Annotated in this window: 29 protein-coding genes and 1 pseudogene; 14 read left to right on the forward strand and 16 right to left on the reverse strand. The window is 69.3% G+C overall.

Annotated elements, in window-relative coordinates:
• Window positions 1–70 precede the first annotated feature (70 nt).
• Together ACFT7S_RS11235 and ACFT7S_RS11240 are read left to right on the forward strand one after the other, a co-directional pair.
• On the forward strand, window positions 71–769 hold the full coding sequence (locus ACFT7S_RS11235) for a hypothetical protein (RefSeq protein ID WP_382729784.1): 699 nt from the start codon (window positions 71–73) through the stop codon (window positions 767–769).
• Between the two features lie 199 nt (window positions 770–968).
• The gene (locus tag ACFT7S_RS11240; protein ID WP_382729786.1) at window positions 969–1,640 is read left to right on the forward strand and encodes a sigma-70 family RNA polymerase sigma factor; all 672 of its coding nucleotides are present in this window, start codon (window positions 969–971) and stop codon (window positions 1,638–1,640) included.
• Here the strand turns inward: ACFT7S_RS11240 and ACFT7S_RS11245 are convergent.
• The 10 genes and pseudogenes from ACFT7S_RS11245 to ACFT7S_RS11290 all read right to left on the reverse strand — a co-directional run bounded on the left by ACFT7S_RS11245 (window position 1,629) and on the right by ACFT7S_RS11290 (window position 11,451).
• On the reverse strand, window positions 1,629–2,879 hold the full coding sequence (locus tag ACFT7S_RS11245) for an MFS transporter (protein ID WP_382729788.1): 1,251 nt from the start codon (window positions 2,877–2,879) through the stop codon (window positions 1,629–1,631). The genes ACFT7S_RS11240 and ACFT7S_RS11245 overlap by 12 nt on opposite strands.
• Window positions 2,869–4,092, reverse strand: a complete 1,224-nt coding sequence (locus tag ACFT7S_RS11250; RefSeq protein WP_382729790.1) for an ATP-grasp domain-containing protein — start codon at window positions 4,090–4,092, stop codon at window positions 2,869–2,871. Before ACFT7S_RS11250 ends, ACFT7S_RS11245 begins: the two co-directional genes overlap by 11 nt.
• A complete protein-coding gene (locus ACFT7S_RS11255) occupies window positions 4,089–5,207 on the reverse strand; it encodes a pyridoxal-phosphate dependent enzyme (RefSeq protein ID WP_382729792.1) in 1,119 nt (372 codons plus the stop codon). The genes ACFT7S_RS11250 and ACFT7S_RS11255 overlap by 4 nt, the downstream gene beginning before the upstream one ends.
• Window positions 5,204–5,944, reverse strand: a complete 741-nt coding sequence (locus ACFT7S_RS11260) for a class I SAM-dependent methyltransferase (protein WP_382729794.1) — start codon at window positions 5,942–5,944, stop codon at window positions 5,204–5,206. Before ACFT7S_RS11260 ends, ACFT7S_RS11255 begins: the two co-directional genes overlap by 4 nt.
• 144 nt (window positions 5,945–6,088) lie before the next feature.
• On the reverse strand, window positions 6,089–8,029 hold the full coding sequence (locus ACFT7S_RS11265) for an ABC transporter permease (protein WP_382729796.1): 1,941 nt from the start codon (window positions 8,027–8,029) through the stop codon (window positions 6,089–6,091).
• Between the two features lie 78 nt (window positions 8,030–8,107).
• Window positions 8,108–8,893, reverse strand: coding sequence for a molybdate ABC transporter substrate-binding protein (gene modA / locus ACFT7S_RS11270; protein ID WP_382729798.1), 786 nt, complete (start codon window positions 8,891–8,893; stop codon window positions 8,108–8,110).
• An 86-nt stretch (window positions 8,894–8,979) separates the two neighbouring features.
• Window positions 8,980–9,375: a molybdopterin-binding protein gene (locus ACFT7S_RS11275; protein ID WP_382729800.1), complete on the reverse strand. Its 396-nt coding sequence runs from the start codon at window positions 9,373–9,375 to the stop codon at window positions 8,980–8,982.
• Window positions 9,376–9,509: 134 nt separating this feature from the next.
• The gene (locus ACFT7S_RS11280; RefSeq protein WP_382729802.1) at window positions 9,510–10,778 is read right to left on the reverse strand and encodes an FAD-binding protein; all 1,269 of its coding nucleotides are present in this window, start codon (window positions 10,776–10,778) and stop codon (window positions 9,510–9,512) included.
• A gap of 42 nt (window positions 10,779–10,820) precedes the next feature.
• Window positions 10,821–10,951, reverse strand: a pseudogene (locus tag ACFT7S_RS11285) (undecaprenyl-diphosphatase); the annotation flags it as partial.
• Between the two features lie 8 nt (window positions 10,952–10,959).
• Complete coding sequence (locus ACFT7S_RS11290; RefSeq protein ID WP_382730274.1) at window positions 10,960–11,451, reverse strand: hypothetical protein; 492 nt, start codon at window positions 11,449–11,451, stop codon at window positions 10,960–10,962.
• Window positions 11,452–11,528: 77 nt separating this feature from the next.
• On the opposite strand from ACFT7S_RS11290, the gene ACFT7S_RS11295 reads away from it, so the two are divergent.
• From ACFT7S_RS11295 to ACFT7S_RS11315, 5 genes are all read left to right on the forward strand, one after another.
• A complete protein-coding gene (locus tag ACFT7S_RS11295; RefSeq protein WP_382729804.1) occupies window positions 11,529–12,338 on the forward strand; it encodes a recombinase RecT in 810 nt (269 codons plus the stop codon).
• The gene (locus ACFT7S_RS11300; protein WP_382729806.1) at window positions 12,335–12,751 is read left to right on the forward strand and encodes a hypothetical protein; all 417 of its coding nucleotides are present in this window, start codon (window positions 12,335–12,337) and stop codon (window positions 12,749–12,751) included. The genes ACFT7S_RS11295 and ACFT7S_RS11300 overlap by 4 nt, the downstream gene beginning before the upstream one ends.
• Window positions 12,748–13,005, forward strand: coding sequence for a hypothetical protein (locus ACFT7S_RS11305; protein WP_382729808.1), 258 nt, complete (start codon window positions 12,748–12,750; stop codon window positions 13,003–13,005). Before ACFT7S_RS11300 ends, ACFT7S_RS11305 begins: the two co-directional genes overlap by 4 nt.
• Window positions 13,006–13,320: 315 nt before the next feature.
• Window positions 13,321–13,869: a hypothetical protein gene (locus ACFT7S_RS11310; RefSeq protein WP_382729810.1), complete on the forward strand. Its 549-nt coding sequence runs from the start codon at window positions 13,321–13,323 to the stop codon at window positions 13,867–13,869.
• A gap of 124 nt (window positions 13,870–13,993) precedes the next feature.
• Entirely contained in the window at window positions 13,994–14,572 is a 579-nt protein-coding gene (locus ACFT7S_RS11315) for a hypothetical protein (protein WP_382729812.1), read from the forward strand.
• 225 nt (window positions 14,573–14,797) lie between these two features.
• Here the strand turns inward: ACFT7S_RS11315 and ACFT7S_RS11320 are convergent, their stop codons facing one another.
• Window positions 14,798–15,085 carry a hypothetical protein gene (locus ACFT7S_RS11320; protein WP_382729814.1) on the reverse strand — a complete coding sequence of 96 codons (288 nt, stop codon included), beginning with the start codon at window positions 15,083–15,085 and terminating at the stop codon, window positions 14,798–14,800.
• Window positions 15,086–15,611: 526 nt separating this feature from the next.
• A complete protein-coding gene (locus ACFT7S_RS11325; RefSeq protein ID WP_382729816.1) occupies window positions 15,612–16,268 on the reverse strand; it encodes a hypothetical protein in 657 nt (218 codons plus the stop codon).
• A 185-nt stretch (window positions 16,269–16,453) separates the two neighbouring features.
• Between ACFT7S_RS11325 and ACFT7S_RS11330 the strand changes: the two genes are divergently transcribed.
• The 4 genes from ACFT7S_RS11330 to ACFT7S_RS11345 all read left to right on the forward strand — a co-directional run bounded on the left by ACFT7S_RS11330 (window position 16,454) and on the right by ACFT7S_RS11345 (window position 18,872).
• Window positions 16,454–17,005 carry a hypothetical protein gene (locus ACFT7S_RS11330; protein ID WP_382729818.1) on the forward strand — a complete coding sequence of 184 codons (552 nt, stop codon included), beginning with the start codon at window positions 16,454–16,456 and terminating at the stop codon, window positions 17,003–17,005.
• A gap of 632 nt (window positions 17,006–17,637) precedes the next feature.
• Window positions 17,638–18,072 carry a hypothetical protein gene (locus ACFT7S_RS11335; protein ID WP_382729820.1) on the forward strand — a complete coding sequence of 145 codons (435 nt, stop codon included), beginning with the start codon at window positions 17,638–17,640 and terminating at the stop codon, window positions 18,070–18,072.
• Window positions 18,069–18,548, forward strand: a complete 480-nt coding sequence (locus ACFT7S_RS11340; RefSeq protein ID WP_382729822.1) for a hypothetical protein — start codon at window positions 18,069–18,071, stop codon at window positions 18,546–18,548. The genes ACFT7S_RS11335 and ACFT7S_RS11340 overlap by 4 nt, the downstream gene beginning before the upstream one ends.
• Before the next feature lie 195 nt (window positions 18,549–18,743).
• Complete coding sequence (locus ACFT7S_RS11345; RefSeq protein WP_382729824.1) at window positions 18,744–18,872, forward strand: hypothetical protein; 129 nt, start codon at window positions 18,744–18,746, stop codon at window positions 18,870–18,872.
• 91 nt (window positions 18,873–18,963) lie between these two features.
• On the opposite strand, the gene ACFT7S_RS11350 is transcribed toward ACFT7S_RS11345, so the two are convergent.
• Window positions 18,964–19,140 (reverse strand): DUF6233 domain-containing protein, encoded by a 177-nt coding sequence (locus ACFT7S_RS11350; RefSeq protein WP_382730248.1) that lies wholly within the window; start codon window positions 19,138–19,140, stop codon window positions 18,964–18,966.
• A gap of 313 nt (window positions 19,141–19,453) precedes the next feature.
• On the opposite strand from ACFT7S_RS11350, the gene ACFT7S_RS11355 reads away from it, so the two are divergent.
• Together ACFT7S_RS11355 and ACFT7S_RS11360 are read left to right on the forward strand one after the other, a co-directional pair.
• Complete coding sequence (locus ACFT7S_RS11355; protein WP_382729826.1) at window positions 19,454–19,639, forward strand: hypothetical protein; 186 nt, start codon at window positions 19,454–19,456, stop codon at window positions 19,637–19,639.
• Window positions 19,629–20,366: a hypothetical protein gene (locus ACFT7S_RS11360; RefSeq protein WP_382729828.1), complete on the forward strand. Its 738-nt coding sequence runs from the start codon at window positions 19,629–19,631 to the stop codon at window positions 20,364–20,366. Before ACFT7S_RS11355 ends, ACFT7S_RS11360 begins: the two co-directional genes overlap by 11 nt.
• Window positions 20,367–20,508: 142 nt before the next feature.
• Here ACFT7S_RS11360 and ACFT7S_RS11365 read toward each other — a convergent pair whose 3' ends face one another.
• From ACFT7S_RS11365 to ACFT7S_RS11375, 3 genes are all read right to left on the reverse strand, one after another.
• On the reverse strand, window positions 20,509–20,712 hold the full coding sequence (locus ACFT7S_RS11365; RefSeq protein WP_382729829.1) for a hypothetical protein: 204 nt from the start codon (window positions 20,710–20,712) through the stop codon (window positions 20,509–20,511).
• Between the two features lie 70 nt (window positions 20,713–20,782).
• A complete protein-coding gene (locus tag ACFT7S_RS11370; protein WP_382729831.1) occupies window positions 20,783–20,962 on the reverse strand; it encodes a hypothetical protein in 180 nt (59 codons plus the stop codon).
• A 9-nt stretch (window positions 20,963–20,971) separates the two neighbouring features.
• A complete protein-coding gene (locus tag ACFT7S_RS11375) occupies window positions 20,972–21,514 on the reverse strand; it encodes a flavoprotein (protein ID WP_382729833.1) in 543 nt (180 codons plus the stop codon).
• Between the two features lie 118 nt (window positions 21,515–21,632).
• Here ACFT7S_RS11375 and ACFT7S_RS11380 point away from each other — a divergent pair, with 118 nt between their 5' ends.
• A complete protein-coding gene (locus ACFT7S_RS11380) occupies window positions 21,633–22,817 on the forward strand; it encodes a helix-turn-helix domain-containing protein (RefSeq protein WP_382729835.1) in 1,185 nt (394 codons plus the stop codon).
• Window positions 22,818–22,928: the final 111 nt, after the last annotated feature.

Genomic DNA, 22,928 nt, shown 5'->3' on the forward strand with positions numbered 1-22,928 from the left:
GTCAACTGCGGTTGTTTGAGGACTTGATGGTCTTCTCGCGAGGGCGGGTGGCGCTGGCACGATGGCGGTCATGGAGGCCGGACCCGCACTCCGTTTCGTACGCGCCGTGATGTTCGCGGTCGTGTGCGTCGCCGTGTCCGGGCTCGGGCATGCCCACATGTCCGGCGGGTCCCTTCCGCTTCCCGTCCTGGGGTCCGCCCTGCTGCTGGTGACCGGCGCCGGGTGGTGGCTGGCGGGCAGGGAACGGACCGCTTCCGGCGTCGTGGCGGCGAGCGCCCTGGGCCAGGTGTCACTGCACGCCTTCTTCAGCTCGCTCCCGTCCGCTCCGGCGTCGATGGCCGGCCACGCATCGGCTGTCCGTCACTCCGGCGCGATGGACCACTCGGCCCACTCTGCCCACTCGGCCCACGAGTCGATGGGCGACGGTCCGTCCGACCCGATGGCCCTGGTGGCCGCCTTCGACGGGTCCGTGCTCACGACGGGTATGGCGGCGGCCCACCTGATCGCCGGGCTGGTCTGCGGCTGGTGGCTGTGGCGCGGCGAGACGGCCTTCGTTCAACTCGGCCGTTCCCTCGCCCTGTTCGTCTGCGCACCGCTGCGAACGGCCTGGCGGCTGTGGACTGTTGGGTCATCCGCAGGGCCGGTCACGCGATGGCGCACGCGGCGCCGGCCGGGACGCCGTCTACAGGGCCTTCTGCTGCTGCATTGCCTCTCCCTGCGCGGCCCGCCCCCACACGGCTTCTCCGTCCGGCCTTCATCCGCCCACTGACCCTGCCGGGCGGCTTCCGGGACGTGCGCGCGGTTCGCGTGCACGCGCCCGTGACAGGCATGCCGGTTCCGCTCCCTGACGCACGGTGACAGGTCGGGGGAGCCGGTCACGAGGAGCCCGTGTGTGTACGCCGCGGCTCCGCGAAAGACGCGAAGGACGTGTTGTGATGACCCCTGCCCCGATGCTTTCCCCTGCCCCGATGCTTTCCCCTGCCTCGGCGCTTTCCCCCGCCACGCTGCTTTCCCCTGCCCCGGCGCGTTCCGGCGCCCGGAGGATTCCCGCCCAGCAGCGGGACGTACAGATCACCGGCTGGGCGCTGGCCGCCGGCTGCGGAGACCGCGAGGCGGCCGAGCACTTCGTCCGGGCGACGTATGACGACGTACGCCGCTTCGTCACGTACCTCGGTGCCGACGGGCCGGGCGCCGAGGATCTGGCCCAGGAGACCTATCTGCGGGCCATGACCGGCCTGGCCGGCTTCGCGGGACGGTCCTGTGCCCGCACCTGGCTGCTGGCCATCGCCCGGCGCGTCGTCATCGACGGCTACCGCACGGCCTCCGTCCGGCCACGGATCGCCGATACGGCCGACTGGCAAGCGGTGGCCGAGCGCGCCCAGCCCCGTCATACGCCCGGATTCGACGAGACCGTGGCGTTGTTCGACGCGCTGCGGACCATGGACTCCGCGCGCAGCCAGGCCTTCGTACTCACCCAGCTCCTGGGGATGTCGTACGAGGAGACGGCGAGCACCGCCGGCTGCCCGATCGGCACGGTGCGCTCCCGCGTGGCGCGTGCCCGGCGGGACCTCGCGGCGGCCTGGAGTACGGAGCCGTCGGCACCGGCCGGTGGGTCAGGCCCCGAGGCCCTACTGCCGTGACCTGACAGGCTCGCCGGGTTTCTCCGGCGGCCGTCGGCTCCTCCGTCGCCGGACGGTTTCCGAGACCGGACCTGTCCGGCGACGGAGGAAGCACACGGGAAGGATCAGAGCCTGGAGGCACACGGCCACCCAGAACCCCCGGGCCGAGCCCGCCGCGTCGGCCGCCGCGTACAACTGCCCCCCGACGACGCCGCTCCCGAACGCGCCGATCCCCGCCGCCAGCCGCTGTCTGCCGAAGACCGTGGCGGCGGGCGTGGACGAACGGGCCAGCGCCTCGAGGTCGTTCTTCAGGAAGAGGACGATTTCCCCCAGGCACATCAGCACCGCCCCCGCGCCGATGCCCGCGTACCCGCCGAAGCCGATGACGGCCGTCCCGGCAGCCATGGCGCCGAATCCCACCCGCATCGCATTCCGGTAGGTCAGTGCGGCGATCCGGCGCGACAGCAGCGGCTGGGCGACCACCAGGAGGCCGGCGTACCCCATCAGTACGGCTCCGTAGAAGGCCGCCGAGGTACGTGGCACCGCGTACAGGGCCAGGTAGTGCTGGAAGAACATGAAGACGTATACGCCGAGGACGGTTACCGCGAAGGGGGAGGGGCCCGGACTCCGGCTGCGGGAGTGACCGCTCCCCACCGCAGCGGCGGTCGCCGCCGGTCCGGAACCGACCGGCGGCAGCAGCGCGTGCCCCACCCCGACGAGCGCGAACAGCGCGGCGACGCAGGCGAACAGCACGGCCGGCGAACCCAGGACGAACGGCGCCGCGGCGGGCGGCCCGAGGGCCATGCCCGCGTTGAACGCCGAACTGCCGGCCGACAGTACCCGGGGCCGTTCCGCCTCCGTGGCGCCCTCCACCAGATACGCCTTGTTGGCCGGCAGATAGAGGGCGGCACCACACGACACCAGCAACAGGGCACCGATCGCGACGGCCGGGCTGTGCAGCCCCGGCAGGAACGCCGCGAACCCCGCCGTACGCAGCGCGAGCGCCACCAGCATCGTCGCCCGCAGACCGATCCGGCCGGCCACGGCCCCAGCCGCCACACCCCCGGAGAACTGCACCAACGAGGCGACGGCCAGGACGAATCCGACCGTGCCGAGCCCCAGCCCGAGCCGCTGATGCAGCAGCACCGACATATACGGCAGGACGGCGAAGCTGCCGAGCGTGATCAGGAACGAGCCGGCCAGCAGGAACGCCTGCGGGCCGGTGACCCGCCTCCCGACAGCCGTGGGCTCACGGCCCACCGGTGACGACGGGCCGCACCCGTGTGGCCGCGCTCCACGCCCGGTGCTGCGCCAGCTCCGCCGTCGCCGCCTCGGCCAGCACGATGCCGGTGCACCCGCGCTGATCGCCGACATGGGGCAGGACGTCGCCCGGTTCCCTCGTGGGATACCAGCGCACCGAGCCGGGGAAGGAGGCCAGTTCCTCCAGCCCGAGCCAGCCCTTCAGCACACCGGGTTGGTCCGCGTGGACGAGGACGAAGCCGAACGCGGGCCCGGTGGAGCCGAGTTGCGCGTCCATCAGGCCGGGTCGCCGGCCGAGCGCCTCCTCCATCATGGCGGTGTACACATTCGTCCCCAGGGAGAGGCACAGCACCTCGCCCACCAGCGCCCCGCCGATCCGCCGGTTGATCTCGACCAGCTCGGGGCCCCCGGTCGTGAGGATGAACTCCACGTGAGCGAAACCGCTTCGGTGCCCCGCCGCCGCCAGGACCTGGCCGACCCACTCCTCGATTCCGCGTCGCTCGGTGTCCGGCAGGGCGACGGGAAAGGCGGCGGCCTCCTCCCGTACCGCGGGCTGCCGGGAGGTCTGGCGGCTCAGAACGCCGAGCAGCCGTGTGGTGCCGTCCCAGCTGAGCGTCTCCGCGCTGTACAGCGGTCCGGACAGGAAGCCCTCCGCGAACAGCCCGCCCATGAGCCGCTGTTGCCCCGCCTCGTCCAGCGCGTCACGCAGCGCCTCCTCGTCGTGGACGATCCAGACGTTGCGGGAGGAGGTGCCCGCCGAGTCCTTGAGCACCGCGGGCAGACCCACCTCACGCAGGACGTCCCCGGCCGCGTCGCCGCCCGCCTCGATGCGCACGGCGGTGCTGCGGCTCAGACCCCGGCGGTGCAGCAGGCCGCGCACCCGGGACTTGTCGCGCAGCAGCCGCACCGCTGCCGGGTCCGGTCCGGGGAGCCCGAGTTCCGCCGCGAGATCGGCGGCCGGGACGCTCCAGGTGTCGGTGGTGTTGATCAGACCGGCCAGACCGGGCACCGCGGCCAGCGCGCGACAGACCGCGACCGGGTCGTGGGTGTCGACATCGACGACGGTCAGCGCATCGTCAGGGAGGGTGGCCAGTTCGTGCTGGTACACCGACCGGTCGCCGGTGAGCAGACACAACCGGTGTCCGGTCTCCGCGGCGGCCGAGGCCATGCGGCCGAGACCGAAGGAGAGCGATTCGAGTGCGGCGAGCGTCATGGTGTCAGCTCCACGGACGGTACGGGTTCGGGGGCGGCCTCGCCGGCACAGCGACCGCCCGCCGGTGCGGCGCGGTGCGCCCACTCCATGACCGACCACGGCGGGCGCAGGTCGGCGAGTGATCCGATGGGCAGGGGCCGGAGCCCTGCCATGTCCTGGGCTTCGGCGTGCCGGGCGAAGACCCGCTCCGCGTACCGGTGGCCGGTGTCGGCGCCGAGGACGAGATGGAGGCGTTCGGGGTGTCTGGCGGCCTCCCACGAGGCGACGAGATGAGCGGCCCCCGTGGACAGCCCCGCGAATACCGCGTGATGGCGCAACAGGCCGACGGCCCCTGCCATCGCGTGCCGGAAGTCCAGCCAGTGCACGGTGTCGTACAGCTCGTGGCGGACATTCCGGAAGGGGATGGAACTGCCGATCCCGGCGATGATCGCCTCCGGGTCGCTGAACTGCTCGCTGCCGAACGTGACGCTGCCGAACGGCTGGATGCCCACCAGGCGCACCGCGCGCCCGGACGCCCGCAGGGCCTGGGCGAGACCCCCGGTGGACGCCCCCGTGCCCACGGCGCCCACGACCGTCACCGGCCCCTCGGGCAGCGCCCCGGAGAGGAGATCGGCGCACTCCCCGTAACCCTCGTAGTGGACGGCGTCGTGGTACTGCCGCATCCAGTGGAAGTCCGGACGGTCGGCGAGGAGCCGGCGCACATGGCGCACCCGGCGCTCCTGATCGAGGAGGAGGCTCTGCGAAGGCGGCATCTGGTCGACCGTGGCGCCCAGGATCTCCAACTGGGCGCGCATCACCGAGTCGACGGTCGTGGATGCCACGATGTGGCACCGCAGACCGTAGCGGTGACAGGCCATGGCGAGGGCGAGCGCGTAGATGCCGCTCGAACTGTCGATCAGTGTCTGCCCCGGCACGATCCGCCCCCGCCGCAGCAGTGAGCGGACCGCGCCGAGCGCCGCGTACACCTTCATCGTCTCGAAACGGGCGAGCACGACATTGCCGTCCAGCCGGACGAGGTCGGGGGCCTTGATGGCGTCGGTGATGTGCTCGTGGACGGCCCGAGGCGCGGAACGCGCGTCCGTGGTGGGAGGGCTCGCCTCCGGGCGGGGGCTCACTTGCGCCGCCCGCGGACGATCAGCCGTTCGGACCGGTGGTCGTAGGCCGATCCGTCGAAGCCGCCGAAGCATTCGACCTCGCTGAATCCGGCGGTCTCGAACAGTTCGTGCAGTTCGGCGGCGCTGTAGAGCCAGGACGTCAGCGAGGCCGCACGCGCCGAAGTGCCGCGCACCAGCGTCCAGTCGGTGCGCAGCCGCCGCCAGCTGTCGAGGACGGTATCCCGCTGGACGACGTACGAACCGTCAGGCAGATCCACGGCCTGCGGGCGTCCGATCCAGCCGGCCAGCACCTCCTTGCCCATGACGTCCACCAGGAGCCGGCCGCCCGGGGCGAGGTTCTCCCAGGCGTTGCGCAGAACCCGAAGATTGTCGTCGGGGTCGTCGAAGTACCCGAAGGACGTGAACACGTTGAGTACGGCGTCGAACGCGCCCGGAGCCGTGTACGTCAGCATGTCGGCCCGCTCCAGCCGTACTTCGGCCCCCGCCTGCTCGCACGCGCTCCGGGCCCGGTCCAGCATGGAGGGCGAGAGGTCGACGCCCGTGACGATGTAGTCGCGGCGGGCCAGCGGCACCAGGAAGAGCCCCGGGCCGCAGCAGAGATCGAGCACACGGCTGCCCGGTGGGAAGTCCAGCAGTGGTGAGGACTCCACCAGGGTGGCCGCGGTCGCGGTGCGGCCGGCGGAGAACATCGTGGGTGCGAAGTCGGACCACAGGGAGTCGTCCTCGTACCAGTGCATGCCTGTCGGCCTCCTCCTGGGCCACATGGGCCCCTGATACCGCTTGTGTCACTGTGCTTCGTCCCAGTAGTCGGTGGATTCCGGCGCCTGGTTCCCGGAGATCATGACGGAGGACGAACCCGGGGGACGCGGGACGGGGCGGTGTCAGTGGCCGACGAGCCGTACTTCGGTGGCCTTGATGCCGGCGAACACGGCGCTGCCCTCATGGAGGCCCAGTTCGGCGGCGGACGCCGGGGTGATCTCCGCGACGAGTCCGGGCACACCCTCGCAGTCGACGAGAATCCGCAGGCGGCTGCCGAGCGCGGTGATTTCACGGATGGTGCCGGGGTAGACGTTGCGCGGGCTGCCCTCCGGTCGGCTCCGGTGCAGCGATACCGCTTCGGGGGCGATGACGGCGAGGGCGTCGGTGCCGGTCGCGAGGGGTTCCGCGGCCACGAGGTGCGCGCCGCCGCTCAGCGTGAGGCCGTCGGAGGTTGCGGTTCCCGTCCAGGCGTTGCTGCCGAGCATGCGGGCGACCCAGGGCGAGCGCGGATGCCGGGTGACCTCGGCCGGCGGGGCGTCCTGGATCGTCCTGCCGTCCTCCAGCACCAGCACCCGGTCGGCCAGCGCGACCGCTTCGACCGGGTCGTGGGTGACGATCAGGCAGACCCCGGCGAAGCCGTCGAGATGGGCGCGCAGGGTGTGGCGGACCTGGGCGCGGGTGGTCTGGTCGAGGGCGGCGAGCGGTTCGTCGAGGAGCAGCAGACGGGGGCGGGCGGCGAGGCCGCGGGCCAGGGCGACACGGCCCGCCTGACCGCCTGAGAGCTGGGCGGGGCGGCGGTGGGCGAGGTGGCCCACACCGAGCCGGTCGAGCCACCGCTGCGCCTCGCGCCGCGCCTCGGCCCGGGGGACGCCGTGGGCGCGCAGCCCGTACGCCGTGTTGGTCAGGGCGCTGAGGTGCGGGAAGAGCGCACCGTCCTGGGGGACCCAGGCGACGCCCCTGCGATGCGGTGGCAGTTCGGTGACGTCGGTGTCGCCGAGGCGGAGTTCCGCGTGGGCCCTCGGAGTGAGGCCGAGAAGGGCGCGCAGGAGGGTGGTCTTGCCCGCCCCGTTCGCGCCGACCACGGCGATGGTGGTGCCGGGAGCGGCGTCCAGGGTCAGCCGAGTGAAGCCGGTGACCACCGCGTGGAGCGGCCACTGCTGCTCGGGGAACGCCTCATAGGCGGGTACGGGGACCGGCGGCTGCGCCGGGGGCGGCGTGGTGTCTTCGGCCGGATTCCGTGCCTCGCGGACCCTGCCTCCCGCCCCGCCGGTCCAGCGGCCCCGCAGGGCGACGAGGACGGCCATGGCGATGGCCAGCAGGAGCAGGGACACGGAGGTCGCGGCCTCCGGGGAGTCCTGGAGCAGCAGATAGACCTGAAGGGGCAGGGTCTGGGTGGTGCCGGGCAGATTCCCCGCGAAGGTGATGGTCGCGCCGAACTCACCCAGCGCCCGCGCCCAGGTCAGCGCCGCGCCCGCGGCGAGTCCGGGGGCGACCATCGGCAGCGTGACGGTCCAGAAGACCCGCAGGGGGGACGCCCCGAGGGAGCCCGCGGTCTCCTCGTAACTGGGGCGCAGCCCGGCGAGCGCGCCTTCGAGACTGATGACGAGGAACGGCATCGCGACGAACGTGGCGGCGAGCACCGCACCCGAGGTGTGGAACGGCAGCGTGATGCCGAAGGTGTCCTCCAGCCACGGCCCGAGCAGCCCGCGCCGCCCGAAGGCCAGCAGCAGGGCCACGCCCCCGACCGTCGGCGGCAGCACCATCGGCAACAGCACGAGCGAGCGGACCAGGGCCTTGCCGGGGAACTCCACACGGGCCAGCAGCCAGGCCAGCGGCACCCCGAGGACCAGGGAGAGACCCAGCGCCCAGAAGGAGACCAGCAGCGACAGCCGCAGTGCCTCGGTGACGCCGGGGCTCATCAGATGGGTGCCGAGGTCGCTCCACGACGTACGCGCCAGGATGCCGACCAGGGGCATGAGCAGGAACGCGATCCCGAGCAGCGCGGGAACGGCCAGGGCCAGGGGAGTACGGGCGCCGGTGGTACGGCGGCGAAGGCGTCTCATCGGCGGTTCCTGAACTGGGACGGGGCCAAGGGGGATGACCGGGGGCGGGCACGGACCGCCCCCGGATGAGCCGCGCGGTTACGGCTGCTGGAACCCGGCGTTCTTAAGGATCTTCTGCGCCTCGGGCCCGCTGAGCCACTTCACGAACGCCGTCGCGGCCTTCGTGTTCTTCGACTGCCGCAGGATGGCGGCCGGGTAGGAGGCGACGGCGTTCTGCGCGTCGGGGATGTCGACCGCGTCGACCCGGTCCATGTCCGACGCGGCGTCGGTCCGGTAGACGAGGCCCGCGTCCGCTTCGCCGAGCGCGACCTTGCTGAGGACCGCGCGGACGTCCGTCTCCTGCGAGACCGGCTTCACGGTGAGCTTCTGGGCGTCCAGGATCTGCTTGCTGTAGCGGCCCACGGGGACCTCCGGTGCGGCGAGAACCACCTTCAGCCCGCTGTCGGTCAGGTCCCCCAGGCCCTTGATCTTCTCCGGGTTGCCCTCGCCGGTGGCGATGACCAGCCGGTTCTTCGCGATCACGGTGGGCGTGCCCGTTTCGGACGTCAGCCCGTCCATGGTCTTCGTGTCGGCGGTGACCAGCGCGTCCGCCGGGGCACCCTGCTCGACCTGGGCGGCGAGCTCCTGGGAGCCGGCGAAGGAGAACGTCACCTTCGTGCCGGGGTGCTCCTTCTCGTACGCCGCGCCCGCCGTCGCGAACACGTCGGTGAGGGAGGCGGCGGCAAGGACGGTGAGTTTCGTGTCCGGCGCACCGGAGGCACTGTCCTCGCTCCCGCCGTCGCTGCCGCAGGCGGCGAGCGGTACGAGCAGGGCGGCGGTCAGCGCGGTCGCGGCGAGACGGCGTCCGCCGAACGTGGGTGACATGGGTGGGGACTCCTCGGGAAACGCGTCGGCCGGTGCCGGACGGCAGCCGGCGGGGTCAGGGACTCAGACGCTCAGGTCCTCAGGTCTCAGGTGCGGTCGATGTGCACGCTGGTCGACTTCACACGGGCGGTGGCCCGCATGCCGACGGCCAGCCCGAGCTCCTCGACGGCCTCGCGGGTCAGGAGCGAGACGATCCGGTGCGGTCCGGCCTGGATCTCGACCTGGGCCGCGACATCGCCGAGCTTGACCGCGGTGACGATGCCCGGGAAGGCGTTGCGCGCCGAGGTGAAGGAGGGGTCCTCCTCCTCGCTCCCGGGCCGGCCGACCTCTACGGCGAGGGCCGCGAGGTCACGCCCGTCGATGAGTCGGCGCCCGGCCTCGTCCCGGTGGGTGGCCACCCGTCCGGCGTCGGCCCAGCGCCGGGCGGTGTCGGGACTGACGCCGAGAAGACGGGCCGCCTGACCGATTGTGTAGGACTGCATGTGCGACAAGATATTCGAATTCATCTCGCATCTGCAATGAACATCGCCCATGTTTGGAGCACCTGCGGATGCGGCTGGAGGATGATCCAAAGAAGTCGCCGCGGCGCGCGCAGGTGGCCGGTATCCCGGGGCCGTCAGGCGCCGTACAGCACGTCCCGCAGGAAGGCGTTGGTGAACGTGGCCGACGGGTCCAGCTCGCGGGCCAGCGCCTCGAAGTCCGCCATCCGCGGATACCGCTCACGCAGCCGGTCCGGGCGCACGGTGAACACCTTCCCCCAGTGGGGCCGCGGGGCGAACGGGGCGAGGCGCTCCTCCAGGCGGGCGAGCACGGGCACTACGTCCGCGGTCTCGGGCACCCAGGTGAAATGCAGGCCGACCGTGTCCCGGCCGTGGGCGGGGCTCAGCCACTGCTCGTCCCCGGCCATCGTGCGGACCTCGCAGACCTGGAGTACGGGGGCGATGGCCTCCCGCATCCCGTCCAGCACGGTCAGTGCCGCCACCGCGTCCGCGCGGGCCACCAGATACTCGGACTGGAGCTCGGCGCCGCTGCTGGGGGTGAACTCCGCGCGGAAGTGCGGCAGTCGCTCATGGGCGGGGCCGGGCACGCCCAGCTGCGGGGTGCAGTTGACCGCGGGCATCCCCGGCACCGGATGGAGCTGCTCCACGGCCGGCGCCGCCCACGGGAAGTCGGGCCGGGGCTCGTCCGCACGGCACTTGAGCCACACCTGCCCGAAGGACGAGTCCTGCCACCGGGTGAACAGGCTCACGCTGTAACCGGCCGACGTGATCGCGTCGAAGTGCGCCAGCGCGTCGGAGAGGTCGAGGCCCGTGTGGACGTACTGCCGCACGTCGAATCCGGGCACCAGGTCCAGCGTCAGCGAGGTCACCGCACCGAGCGCGCCCAGAGCGACCACGGCGCCGCCGAAGCGCTCGCCGTCCTTGTCGCGGCTCAGGGTCCGCAACTCACCGTCGGCGGTGACCAGTTCCGCCTCCCGGACCGCCGTCGCCAGCGCCCCGTTCGCATCGCCCGAACCATGCGTACCGGTGGCGACGGAACCGGCGACGGAAATGTGCGGCAACGAGGCCATGTTGTGCAGGGCGAACCCCTGCTCGTGCACCCGCCGCGCCAGCTCGGCGTAGCGCACCCCGCCCGCCACCCGCACCGTGCGCGCCGCCGTGTCGACGTCCACGGCCGGCGGCAGCCCGGCCAGCGACACGAGCACGTCGTCGCTGTCGGCGATCGAGTTGAACGAGTGCCCACTGCCCAGCACCCGCACGCGCCGCCCGTCCGTGACGACGCGCCGCAGCTCGTCGAGCGTGGTGGGACGCAGCACCTCGTGGGCCGTGAAGCCGACGTTCCCCGCCCAGTTGGTCACGGTCGTCCGCAGGTCGTCCGCCGTCATCGCGTTTCTCCCCAGCCCTGGTCCCACAACGGTCGAAAGACCCTAACCGGCCGACTCACCCGCGTGCGCGGGCTGAGCACACCGGCCGACACAAGCACGAACAGGAGGATGCCCAGCAGCACGCGATAGATGACGAACGGCATGAAGCTGTTGGTGGTAATGAATTTCATGAACCGGTCGGTCAGTTGAGCGATGCTGCGGCTGTGACCTGCCTGTTCATCCAGCCCACAAGATCCACTGGGAGAGGTCTGGGAGAAATGGGCTCCCAGTCCTGCCCCAACGTTCCGGCGAACTGTACCCATCGGACCTGCAACGACACCATGATGGCACGCTCCATCACCGGCGTGACGTTGCTGTACGTCCCCTCGACGCCAGGCAGCTCATGCCTCATCCGCGACTCGACGGCGACGCGGCTGTGCCCGTCCTCGTCGGTCCACTCCTTCGCGCCGTGACGCACCAGGTAGAGCCGCTTCCCCTTGTACGCCGGCACCTCACGCCAGGCGGGCAGCGGGCGACGCGAACCGCCCCGGCCCCCGCGCTTCCCGCGAATGACCGTCGCAGGGCGCCCGTCGGCGATGGGCCTCCAGTAGTGGTAGCTGAAGTTGGCCTTCGCCAGTTCGCCGCCATTGATTGAGGGAAACACGTACTCGGACTGGTGCGAGGCGAGCAGCATCTCCAGCAGCTCCGCCAGGAACGGGGGGATGACCAGCGTCCTGTGGGAGTCGTACTTCGGCGGCAGCAGGGACAGGGTTGGCTCGCATCGCCCTGACGCTGATCCGCAAGAACCCCGACCTCGCCGACTGCACCACCGAGTCCTTCCTCGGTGCCCTGATGACCTGCTCGCAGCTGGGCTTCGAGCCCGGCTCGCCCACACAGGAAGCGTTCATCATCCCGCGCCAGGGGCAGGCCGAGTTCCAGCTCGGCTATCAGGGCATGGTGACGCTCTTCTACCAGCACCCCATGGCGTCCTCGCTCAAGGTCGAGACCGTCCACGAGAACGACCACTTCGAGCACGAAGAAGGGCTTGAGGAAAAGCTCGTTCACCGCCCGTGCCCGAGCGGCCCCCCGGGGCGCGCCGTCGCGTACTACTCCGTCGCCCGACTGATCAACGGCGGGCGGACCTTCAAGGTCATGTACCCGGACGAGATCGAGGAGCGGAAGAAGAAGTCGTCGTTCGCGAACTCGCCGGCCTGGAGGAACCACTACGACGAGATGGCGAAGAAGACGGTTCTCCGCAACCACTTCAAGGCCCTGCCGAAGAGCGCCGAACTCGCGCGCGCCATGGCCCACGACGGCACCGTCCGCACGGACCTCGACCCCAGCCGTCATCGACGTGCCGCCCGAGTACCTCGAGCCGACACCTGCACCTGCCGCTATCACCACCGGCGACGACCGGTGGGCCGGCGAAAACGTCACCCCGTAACCACATTCCGCGGTCGGGCCGCCGCAGCCCGAACCTGCGGCGGCCTCGGCATCCAGCACATCCACGTCCTGTACGAGAGCGACGTGGACATGAACCTCGCACTGCGACCGGCATCTGACCAGGAGGGATTGCCATGACCAAGATCGTGAAACATTCCGTGAAACCAAACGTGTCGGTGCCGTTCCGTAAGACGGACGACATGACAGCACCGATCCAGTCCGCCCTCGACGGCACCGTTCCCGTCGCCCCGCTCGCCAACTCCCGCCGTCAGTCCGAGGACTACGAGACTTGGCTCGCCGACGTCTGGCCCAAGTTCATAGACGCCGCGGCGACCGGCCGCACCTTCACCTGCTACGAGATCGTCGACGCCCACAAGCTCCCCGACCCGCCGAACCCGCAAGCGCACTGGGGCCGGCTGATGACCCTCCTGCGCGACGAGGGCTACATCCGCACCGCGGGCTGGGCCTGCTCCGACCGGCCCACCGTCCACCACTCCGGGGTCCGCACCTGGAAGGGCACCGCCGCAGCCAGGCGGGAGGCAGTCGCATGACCGCCGCCGACCTCTTCTTCACCGCCAGCATCGTCGCCGAAGTCCTCGCCTGGACCGCCGCCGTGTTCGCCCCCGGCCTCTTGCTCGCTGCGCTGCACCACCTCGCGAAGCGCGCCGCCGCCCGTCGGGCCTGGGCCGCCACCACCCGCACCGTCGCCGCCGAATACGAGCAGGCCGCCGTGCTCGACGACCTTGCCCACCATCTCGACGCCTACGCCGAACGCGTCATGCCGCTGTACGGAATGGGGGAGTGATGGGCACCGCGACCCGGGCCAAGGGGCCGCTCGTCGACGCAGAACCCGTCCGCCGACACGTCCGCGAACTCATGGCGGGCGGCGCCGGATACGCCCGCATCGCCAGAGCAGCAGGCGTCAACGTATCCACGATCAACCACATGCTCTACGACCGAGGCTCACAGCCCCGAACCCAGCGGCTGACCAGTAAGAACCCGCAGCGCATCCTCGGAGTTCAGTCGCACCAGATCTCGACCGGGCTCGTCGACAACACCGGGTCACGCCGCCGCCTCCAGGCGCCGGCATTACGTCAGCGAGGTCCAGCGCACCCCCAAGGTGTTCGCAAAAACGGCACACGCTCTCGCCGTCACCTACAACGAGCTATGGAACCAGCAGCCAGAACTTCACGGCGTCACTCGACAGGCTGCCAACCGCTTCCGTAACTACGCGCGCGCTAAGGGCTGGCCGCCGCCGGCCGCATGGGATGACGATGTCATCGACGACCCCGCCGCCCTGCCGGAATGGACCGGCTGCTGCGGTACTGACCGCGGCTGGTGGATGCACACCCTGCAGAAGCTCCCGATGTGTGAGCTCTGCGAGGCGGCTCACGAGCGGTGGAATGCCAAGCACCGGGGCCTCGAGAAGGGCGCCTTCCAGGCAGCCCTCATGAAGTCCCGTGCCTCCGCTTCCAGTCGGGGCAGCGACATCGCCGAAGACGGGCGCGAGCTCATGCGCCTCGGTCACAGCTACGACACGGCCGCCGGCCGGCTCGGCGTCACCCTCAACCACCTGCAGCAGGAACTCCACCGTCATCCGGCCAGGCCCCGCGGCCGATCACCGACGGCGGTTGGGAAGAAGCCGCCCGAGCCATCCACCGGCAGATGATGGCAACTTGACCCCCAACCTGCAGCGCTGGCCCTAACCGGCAGATCGGCACCAACCGGACCCCACACCCGGTACATTCACGATCCCCCACGGATCACCCGCACCGCGCCCATAAGGGGAACCCATGAGCAACCAGTACCCGCAACAGCCCTACGGCCAGCCGCACCCCGGCCAGGCCTACGCCGGCGGCCCCGCCTTCCCGCCGCCCCCGAAGAAGGGCCTGTCCACCGGCGCGATCGTCGGAATCGTACTCGGCGGCATCTTCGGGGTCTTCGTTCTCCTCGTCATCCTCGGCCTCGCAGTTGGCGGCAGCACAGATAACGCCGGCAACAAGCAGCCAGCTGCAAGCGCCAAGCCTGCCGCGACGGAATCAAGCGCCCCCGCCAAAGCCGACGACAAGCCCGCGACGAAGGCCCCCACCAAGCCCAAGGCGGCCGAGAAGAAGCCCGAACCGACGAAGGCCACGGAGTTCCCGTCAGGCGACTACGTCGTCGGCGAGGACATTCCCGCCGGGACGTACACGTCAGCCGGGGCAGAGAAGGGCATCTTCGAGTTCTGCTCCATCACCACCGAGCCGACCGGCGAGACGACAATGCCGAAGATCAAGTCGGCCAACACCAACGAGCGCATCATCATCACCCTGACCAAGGCTGACGGCGTCGTCACCATCCACGGGTGCGAACCCCTCAAGCCGCGGCAGTAGTTCACCGCACGACAAGGCCCCGGACCTCAAGGTCCGGGGCCTCGGTGTTCGGCGCGCAGTGTGACCTCTAGTCGTCGAGGTCCGGTTCCGTCTGCCCCCGCTTCTTCGCGCAATCCACGCAGTAGTCCCTGCTCCACGTGCCGGTGTGGCGCGTCCCGCAGTCCTTGCACTTCAGCTCGTTCGACCTGCCCATAACCCCTCCAGATTCGTGCGTACCAACTGCGACTACTCCGGGGACTTCTCCAGGATCTCGCCGATCTCTACCAAGAACTCCCGCCACGGCTCCGCCTCGGCGTCCCCCGACCGCTGGTAGGCGGCTGCCCACTCCTGCATCACCCACATGCGAAAGTCGTCCCAGATGTGCCCGTTACCAGGCGGCAGAAGAATGCTCGCCTCCAGGAGGCGGTTGTACATGTCCGATCTGACTTCGACGAACGGCCGGCCGCCGTCGATGGCGCGCTGGTAGTTGCCGAGCTCCTCGAACAGGACTTTCAGCCGATTCATGGCGGTCACGTGTTACCCCCCTGCTGTTGCTGAACCTCACCGTATGGGGGCGGGGATGTGCGAGGGAGAGGTGTGCAGCGAGAGCTTTGCCTTGATCGGCATGGAATTGTCTACGCAGAACCTGGGCGGCCGGTAGACGGTACGGCGCAGTCGGGAACAGCCCTCGCCGCCATCACGGCCCGTGCCACCCACCCGCGGCGGACCGGGTTCGCCGGCGGGTTCGTCGGGGTTGCCCCCAACCGCTGGCACAGGTCGTCCAGTGCGTGCTGGCATTCCGCTCGGGTGACACCCCGCACCGTGTAACTCACGCCCATGCCAGCAGTCTGACGGGGGAGAGGCGGCAGCGGGGGAGTTCGGCGGAGCTACGCCTGGTCGGGAAGGCTCAGCCGTGCGGATAGTCCCGGTGCTCAACGTAAGGCGCAGCGAACAGTCGGAGCTGGAATTCGGCGTTCTGGCGGCCTGGTCCCGCAGTTCCTAGGTACGGCACCACGGTGTCCTCAAGCAGCGCGAGCCGGGCTGCTGTGACGGTGCTCGTCTACGGGCAGCTCTCCTCGTACTTCACCGCGGTGAACTCAACAGGCTGCCCGTTGAGGGCGGCACCGGGGGTGGGCGACTGGGTGCACACCTGCCAGTTGCTTTCCAGCAGAACCATGCGGCCCTCCGCCGCGTCCGTTGTCGTGATCGATGTACCCGAGTCTAGGGCGCCGCGGGCCGCCTTGACGGACTTCCCGACCAGGTTCGGCATCTTGCCGCCTGCCGCTTCGGGGGCCTTGGCGTCGTTGGCGGGGCACGTCTCCTCAAGCTTCACCGCACCGAAGTCCAGTTTGGTGTCGGTGGACACTGTCTTGCCCGCCTTGACGTTCTGGGAGCACACCTTCCAGTTCCGGTCGAGAGCCTGGAGTCTGTCCCGGCCGGCGCTGTCGTGGGACGTCAACAGGTAGAAGCCTTCGGCTTGCGCCTTGTCCTGTGCCGACTGCAATCCCATGCCGACGAAGTTCGGGACCGCCTTGGATTCGGCGGGCTCGTCTTCCTTCTCGGGCGGCGTCGCTGCGGGGGCGGCGGTAGAGGACTCAGAGGCTGCCGGCGCTGTGGGCTTCGGATCTGTGGTGGCCGGGTCGCAACCGACGAGCGTCACGGCGGCGAGGCAGGCGAGGGCGGCGGTGAGTGTGCGGGTGTTCAAGTTGTCCCCCAAGGGCGGTTCGTGGAGGCATGACCGTAGCGGTGCGGTATGTGGCGGGGGAGCGGGATGTTCCGGTGGTGACGGAGTTGTGACCAAGCAGTGGGGGAGGAGTGTGCGGTTCCTGCGGCAGAGTGGGGCGCCATTCGCCCAACGCGCGTACTCTGTAAGCGGCGCGGGGCCAGACGGACGGACTAACCATGTTCAAGATCCCTGACCGTGTCGCTGACCTCTTTGGAGACCACCAACTCCGCGTCGAGTTCGAGCGGGCCCTCTTTGTCGCTGGAAAGCTCGAACGTCGCGAGGAGCGGTACTTCCAAATCACGCCGTTCAGTGAAGCGGCCCGGATCACGTACCGCAGCCTCGCCAACTTCGACGGGTCACTCCTGCCGGCCGAGCAGCGGGAACTCGTAGCCGGAGCCAAAGCTCTCACCCACCGCCTCATCACGTCGGGCTACGCCATCGACATTGCAGCCAAGGCCGGTCAGCGCGTGGGTGACGACTGGCCTCAGCTCCTCGACTTCGCGCAGCGCAAGTGCGCCGCCCGCGTGGGACTCCCCGATCACGAGGGATGGGAGCGGTGCTCCACCTACATCGTCAGCCACGCAGAAGAGGCCATCCATCCGAAGCGGTCGACTGAAGACCGCGACGCCGCCTACGCGGTTCTCCGACACCTCGCCTCATTTTTTGCCGGTGATGCAGGGTTTGAGAGGGCATGGCGGATCGAGGTACCCGAGCCGGAAGTCGGATGAGCGACAACGTCTGCACAATCCCGCTCCTCGAAGCCGCCGCGACACGGCGTGGACGTGGGAGTCGGCAGCCTGAACCACCAATGCCCCCGCTGCTCTGATGGGCGGCGGGGGCACACTTTGCTGTCTGCCGACCCGGGCCCTGCCTAGCGAGTTCGCTCGACTGCCCAGGCTCCGCCGATCGACCTGTCCATTTCGTAGGGGACAACCCATGGCGCGAATCCTTCACGCCTGCATGTCAGTACCAGTTTGATCGGCTTGCCGAGCCACTGGTCTCCCCACCGCTCTTCCCGGTCGTTGCCTTCCTGCCAGTGCGGAGGCCGGGTTCGCTCAATACTGAACGGGCGCCCGCGTCCTACCTCCATGGGGACCGGCTGCACGGTGTGCCCGTTGACGTCCGCTCCGTCCGCGCCATGAGTGAAGCGGTACGGACCCCACACCTGGGCGTCAATTTCCTCTTGGGTCGGTCCTCCGGGAAGGCGGTCGGTTCGCATGGCGTCGTCGCTGCTACCGATCGAGATCGCGACGGAGTCAAGGCGCCTGAGCGGTAGAGGGCCGACGAGTTGCACGTCGAGGGTTCTCCTACCCCCTTCGCTGCGCCCCAGTGTGATCTCGAACTCCGGCGTGAGGTCGGCGTGCCAACGGTATGGGAAGACCCCGACCTCGACCCCGTCCGTGCAACCCGCGCATGGCTCGACACCCTCCACCGCCTTGGCGTCCACGACGGCGCCTTCATCCGGGCCCTCACCCGCGAAGGCCGCCTCCAATCCCGGGCCACTGCCACCGACCGCGGCGACCACGTCACCGGCGACGCCATCAACGACTGGGTCAGAGAACGTGCGCGACTCGCCAACATCAAAGGCTGGGAGAAGATCACGGCCCACGGCCTACGCCGCGGAGGCGCTCAGGCCATCGCAGACGTCGGCGGCGACCCCACATCACAGGGGCGCTGGAAAACGGGCTCAGCCGTCGTCAAGCGGGAGTACCTTGACCGCGCCGCCAAGCGTTCCGAAAACCCGTGGCTCAAGCTCGCCCGGCCAGAACCATCCAGCGCCCAGGGGGACTCATGAACATCCGCGCAGCTCTCACCGCCGTCTTAATGCTCGCCGCCCTCGCCGGCTGCGGCAGCGCAGGTGACGCTACCGAGACGAACGCGAAGCCCAGCGCCAGAAGCAGCCCTACCGCGACGCCTACTTTCGACGTCCACGACTGCCGGGCGCTCTTGGACCGCGACTACGACAACGATTCCCTTCGTGACGCATCCGGCGAACCGGAGTGTGCGCACCTGACCCACGACGAGTACCTGGAAGTCGTGAAGAAGACGCTCACCGGCCGCAAGGACGAAATCCTTGAGGACTCCGCCCAACACGTCGTCTGGGACGAGGCGTGGGAGGAGACAGATCTGGAACGGCAGCAGATGGTGTGTGAGCGTCTTCTCGCCGACGGGGTCGAGGTGGTGAGCCAGGAGATGATCGACGCCGCTGGCGACGACTTCAGCGGTGATGAGGTCGAGATGTCGCAGTACTACCTCGACGAAAAGTGCTGACCTGACCCGACGTTTTCCGGTCACGCCTCTATCCGTGTGGCCGGATCAGGTGCATCGTTGATCACGCGGTAGGGACTTCGCCCCCCAGGCAGGCCCTCCGCTCAGGCCCTGCCTGCTGCCCCCGTTGCGGGCGGGGCCTGCCGCCCCTCCCGGTCCTCCCCACGGGAGGGTTGCGGCACGTCTACGCCAGCACTGGTGCGCCCTTCCGCCCACTCCAGCTGGTCGAGATGCGGTGGTGATTACGCCTTCACTGTCGCCTCGGCACACAGTCTGGCGGTGCTGTACGTGGGCAAGCTGGTCAGCGGAAAGAAGAAGATCAAATAACCGCAAGGGGGGCCTGGAGGTTCGCAGCGGTCTGGGTCGGCGCGAAGAAGGCCGCAGCGAAGAAGGCGCCCAGCCGGAAACCGCGCAGCGCCTAGGGTCCGCCGAGCACGGTCTCCGGACGGCACACGTCGCAGGCCTGAACTCCGTCGGCAAGCGCGGCGGCTGCTTCATCGCGCTCGACGCCCCGTAGCGTCTTCCCGGCAGCCCAGCAGTCGCCTCTGTGAACCTCCGCTGTGGGGGAGCCTTGCCGACGTCGACGATGCCCCAGTCAGGGGTGGGCTGGCTGACCGGTTTCTCGACGGGTTGCTTCTCACGCTGCGCCTCGCCTTGCTGGTGGCTGCGCTGCTCGGCGGCTGCGATCGCCTCGTCCAGGTGCCCTACCCACATGGCGTGCCATGTCCGCAGGGTGCGGAGTCGTGGAAGGTCGGGAGGCAGGATGCCGGACGGCAAGTCGGTCATGTGTTCGATTCTACGCGCGTTCGCACCCTCACTCATCTTGGCGAAAGTTCGGCGAGCGTCTAGCGTGAGTGTCAGAGGCGACTGCTTGACTGCGAGCACACACCACAAAAGGGGAGCGCGGCATGACCACCATGATCCGCACGACGCGTGAAGAGCTCCAGCGGCAGCGTGTGGAGCTGCTCACCGAAGTGCACATGACCTTCGAAGAGCTCCGGGACAGGGCCGAGACCTACAGTCTGAGTTCCAGCGAGCTGGACGTTTGGCACACGATCGAAGGCATCGACTACCTTCTCGAAGGTGAGTGCTGAAGAAGCAACGCTCGAAGACAAGGCGACTGAGTTCGCCGACACCTTTACTGCACTGACGCGGGGAGTGCTGGGCCCAGACTCCCCGCGTTTTGCTGCGCTGAACGTAGGTAACCGGATCCGTGTTGCGCCGTTGGCCGCAGACGGGCGGAGTATGAGGATCCCCGTCAAGATCGACGGGGAACGATGCTTGAACCTTCATGTCCAGCATTTTTGCTGTTGGGATGGCACAAACAAGTACATCGCGACGGACAGGGCGGACGTGCACGTCTTCTTTGAGGGGGTCCAGGATCCCTTGCTTCGCTACGAGTACTTGCGAGATTCACGGAATCCTCCGGGCGCACACCTGCAGATCCATGCCCACAGGGACGAGATGGCTTACCTGCTCCGGCTGGGAGAGAAGAAGAAGGGACGTCCGGCCGCCATGATGCGGAAGGGGAAACTGCCGCGGCTGGCAGAGATGCATCTCCCTGTGGGCGGCCACAGGATGAGGCCGGCCTTTGAGGACGTTCTGCTGCTCCTGGAGCGAGAGTTCGCCATCGACGTTGAGCCCGATTGGCGGGCGGTTTTGGATGTCCACCTGCGCAACTGGAGGATCCTGCAGCTAAAAGCTGCTGTCCGCGACGCGCACGAGTCGGCTGCCGAGACGCTGAGAGATATCGGCTACACGGTTGAACCTCCGAAGGGCATGGAGCCTCAGAGGGAATGGTCACGCCTGTACTGGCCGTAACGCCTACGGTGCCGCGGGCCTGCCCGGTTGTCATACCCCGCTCGTAGACTTGTCGCATCAACCCCCGGGCCGCGGCCCACGACAAGGGGATTGCTTCCCGCCTCGCCCCGAGGACAGCGCCAACGGGCGAGGCGGAGCTGCGTCAGTCGCCGTCCGGTGCGGGATGCAGAACGGCCTTCTTGACCGCCTGCTCCAGTTCGTGCCGGTTCACCGCAGCAGCCCGTGCGTGCTCGGTGACGGCTTGCTGGAATTCGGCGGCGGCTTCTCGCCAGGCCGCCCACCCTTCTTGGCTGTACGGCTGCGCGAGGGCCTTCTCCTGCTCCGCAGCGGCGGAACGTTCCAGCATGATCAGTTCTTCGGGGATGTCGATGGCCGCGGCCGGATCGTAAGCGGCGGCACTGACAATCAGCCGCAGGTCACGCCTCCTCGGCGACAGCCTCCCGCACCGCCGCGGCCCACTCGACGAGGAGCCGCTCGTACTCTCGCCGGCCTTCCGGCGAGCGCACGCCACTCGATCGCTCCCAGAGCGCGCGAATGTCCTCGTTCACCGCGGCGGGAGAGCGCACAGACGTGGCAGGCGCAGAGGCTGGGGGCATGAGAACAGACTACGAGGCGGGACTGACAATGGCGTCGACCGCGGCCAAGGTCAGATGCCACGGGTAGCCCTCCGGCCGCAGCTCACCGGGCTGGTTCGGCACGAAGCCACCCTCTCCGTACAGCACAGTCACACCCATCGACCGCAGCGCATCCACCGACCAATGGAACTGGGGATGCTGGGCATAGGCGCTGTTGACACACGGCATTGCCACAGTCGGGATCTCCTTGCCGATCGCCTCCGCGACCACCCCGACGACGAACTTGCCCGTCAGGCCGAGGGACCACTCGTTGATCGTGTTGAACGTGGCCGGCGCGAGCAGGATGACGTCCGCCTTCGGCCACACGTCCGGCTCTCCAGGCAGCTTGTACTCGGAGCGCACCGGGTGTCCGGTCAGATCCTCCAGGGCGGGCAGATCTGCAGCTAGCCACCGGGCCGCAGTCGGCGTCAACCCCAGACACACATCCCACCCCCGGCCCTTCCCGGCCTTGATGACCTCGGCGACCTCAAGGACCGGAGGGGCTGCAGAGCCGAACAGATAGAGAGTCGTCATGGGCTCATCCGACCACATGCAACCGCCCCCGAACCATGAGGAATCGGGGGCGATGCTGGGTCCAGCGCGCGGGCGCGCGGGTACCGTTCCAGATGGTGAGTCAGGAACGGAGCCCATTATGCCCAGACTGGACGACGACCACACAGGTGCCCGGATCAAAGAGCAGCGGAAACTCGCCAGGCTGACACAGCGGCAGCTGGCGGACTTGCTTCCGTACTCGTACAGCCTCCTCAATCAGGTCGAGTGCGGCGCGAAGCCGGCCAACCTGGACTTCTTGGCGGCGGTTGCCCAGGCCCTGCGGATCGACGTCACCGCGCTGACGGGACAGCCCTACGTGACCGAACTGCAGCAGGACCGCCTCGCCGAGCTTGTGCGCCCCATCCGGGAAGCACTCGACCTGTACGACTTGGGGGCCGACGACGCCATCCCTGACAGGCCAGCCGAGCAGCTGATCGAGAGCGCCGAAGAGTTGTGCGCCCAGGTCCGCGCCACGCACCTGCGGAACGCTGCCCGACGACTGCCCTCGACGATCGCGGAACTCACCACCGCGGCATGGCGCGCCCAGTCGACAGAGCTGTGGCAGGCCCTGGCGTCGACGTATCGGACCGCCCACGACATCTCGGTGAAGCTCGGCTACTACGACCTGTCCAGCGTCGCCTTGGACCGCATGGACTGGGCCGCCCACTGTGCGTCGGATCCGTGCCTCGCCGCGATCCGCCAGTACATGCGGGCGCTCGTCTATTTCCGGGAGGGCGAGTACACGATTGGGCAGCGCCTGGTGTCCGCCGGCCACGGAATTGTCGGGGCCGTCGAGCAGACCCGGGAGGCTGTCGCTGTCACCGGCCAGCTGCACCTTGGGGCCTCGGTCATCGCGGCGCGAGCGGACCAGCAGACCGCCGTCGACACCCACATCGCCGAGGCGAGGCGCTGTGCCCAGCAGATAGGTGACGCCTCCGACGTCCACTGGCTCAGCTTCGGACCAATGAACGTCGCGCTGCACCAGATGTCCGCCGCGGTGGAGATGCGCCAGTACGACGAAGCGCTCACGCAGGCCCGGCGCATCAGCCTGCCGGCAGCCCTGGCCACGTCCAGGCGGGCGCACTTCCTCATCGACAAGGCGCGCTCTGAGATGGAGACCGGCCGCGCCGAGGCGGCGCTGAGCAGCATCGTCGACGCCCGGCACGCGGCACCAGAACAGACCCGGTACCACCCGGGGGCCCGCGAGACCATCAAGGGCCTGGTGCACATCTCGCGCCGAACCCCGGACAGCCTCGGCCACATGGCTGCTTGGATCGGCTTGTAGCCACGCTCACTCCCTGACCTGCCAACGCTCACAGATTCGTGAGCGTTAGGCCCTTCCCCGCCCGTCACGCTGGTCACGTACCTGATCAACGACGAGCCGGGGACGCCGTGA

This window comes from Streptomyces sp. NPDC057136 (assembly GCF_042670885.1).
GTDB lineage: Bacteria > Actinomycetota > Actinomycetes > Streptomycetales > Streptomycetaceae > Streptomyces.

Coding starts and splice junctions, on each gene's coding strand:
- ACFT7S_RS11235 (WP_382729784.1), top strand. CDS start 71: ATGGAGGCCGGACCCGCACTCCGTTTCGTACGCGCCGTGATGTTCGCG.
- ACFT7S_RS11240 (WP_382729786.1), top strand. CDS start 969: ATGCTTTCCCCTGCCTCGGCGCTTTCCCCCGCCACGCTGCTTTCCCCT.
- ACFT7S_RS11250 (WP_382729790.1), bottom strand. CDS start 4,092: ATGACGCTCGCCGCACTCGAATCGCTCTCCTTCGGTCTCGGCCGCATG.
- ACFT7S_RS11260 (WP_382729794.1), bottom strand. CDS start 5,944: ATGCACTGGTACGAGGACGACTCCCTGTGGTCCGACTTCGCACCCACG.
- ACFT7S_RS11265 (WP_382729796.1), bottom strand. CDS start 8,029: ATGAGACGCCTTCGCCGCCGTACCACCGGCGCCCGTACTCCCCTGGCC.
- modA (WP_382729798.1), bottom strand. CDS start 8,893: ATGTCACCCACGTTCGGCGGACGCCGTCTCGCCGCGACCGCGCTGACC.
- ACFT7S_RS11275 (WP_382729800.1), bottom strand. CDS start 9,375: ATGCAGTCCTACACAATCGGTCAGGCGGCCCGTCTTCTCGGCGTCAGT.
- ACFT7S_RS11280 (WP_382729802.1), bottom strand. CDS start 10,778: ATGACGGCGGACGACCTGCGGACGACCGTGACCAACTGGGCGGGGAAC.
- ACFT7S_RS11290 (WP_382730274.1), bottom strand. CDS start 11,451: ATGCTGCTCGCCTCGCACCAGTCCGAGTACGTGTTTCCCTCAATCAAT.
- ACFT7S_RS11300 (WP_382729806.1), top strand. CDS start 12,335: ATGACCAAGATCGTGAAACATTCCGTGAAACCAAACGTGTCGGTGCCG.
- ACFT7S_RS11305 (WP_382729808.1), top strand. CDS start 12,748: ATGACCGCCGCCGACCTCTTCTTCACCGCCAGCATCGTCGCCGAAGTC.
- ACFT7S_RS11315 (WP_382729812.1), top strand. CDS start 13,994: ATGAGCAACCAGTACCCGCAACAGCCCTACGGCCAGCCGCACCCCGGC.
- ACFT7S_RS11330 (WP_382729818.1), top strand. CDS start 16,454: ATGTTCAAGATCCCTGACCGTGTCGCTGACCTCTTTGGAGACCACCAA.
- ACFT7S_RS11340 (WP_382729822.1), top strand. CDS start 18,069: ATGAACATCCGCGCAGCTCTCACCGCCGTCTTAATGCTCGCCGCCCTC.
- ACFT7S_RS11355 (WP_382729826.1), top strand. CDS start 19,454: ATGACCACCATGATCCGCACGACGCGTGAAGAGCTCCAGCGGCAGCGT.
- ACFT7S_RS11365 (WP_382729829.1), bottom strand. CDS start 20,712: ATGCTGGAACGTTCCGCCGCTGCGGAGCAGGAGAAGGCCCTCGCGCAG.
- ACFT7S_RS11370 (WP_382729831.1), bottom strand. CDS start 20,962: ATGCCCCCAGCCTCTGCGCCTGCCACGTCTGTGCGCTCTCCCGCCGCG.
- ACFT7S_RS11375 (WP_382729833.1), bottom strand. CDS start 21,514: ATGACGACTCTCTATCTGTTCGGCTCTGCAGCCCCTCCGGTCCTTGAG.
- ACFT7S_RS11380 (WP_382729835.1), top strand. CDS start 21,633: ATGCCCAGACTGGACGACGACCACACAGGTGCCCGGATCAAAGAGCAG.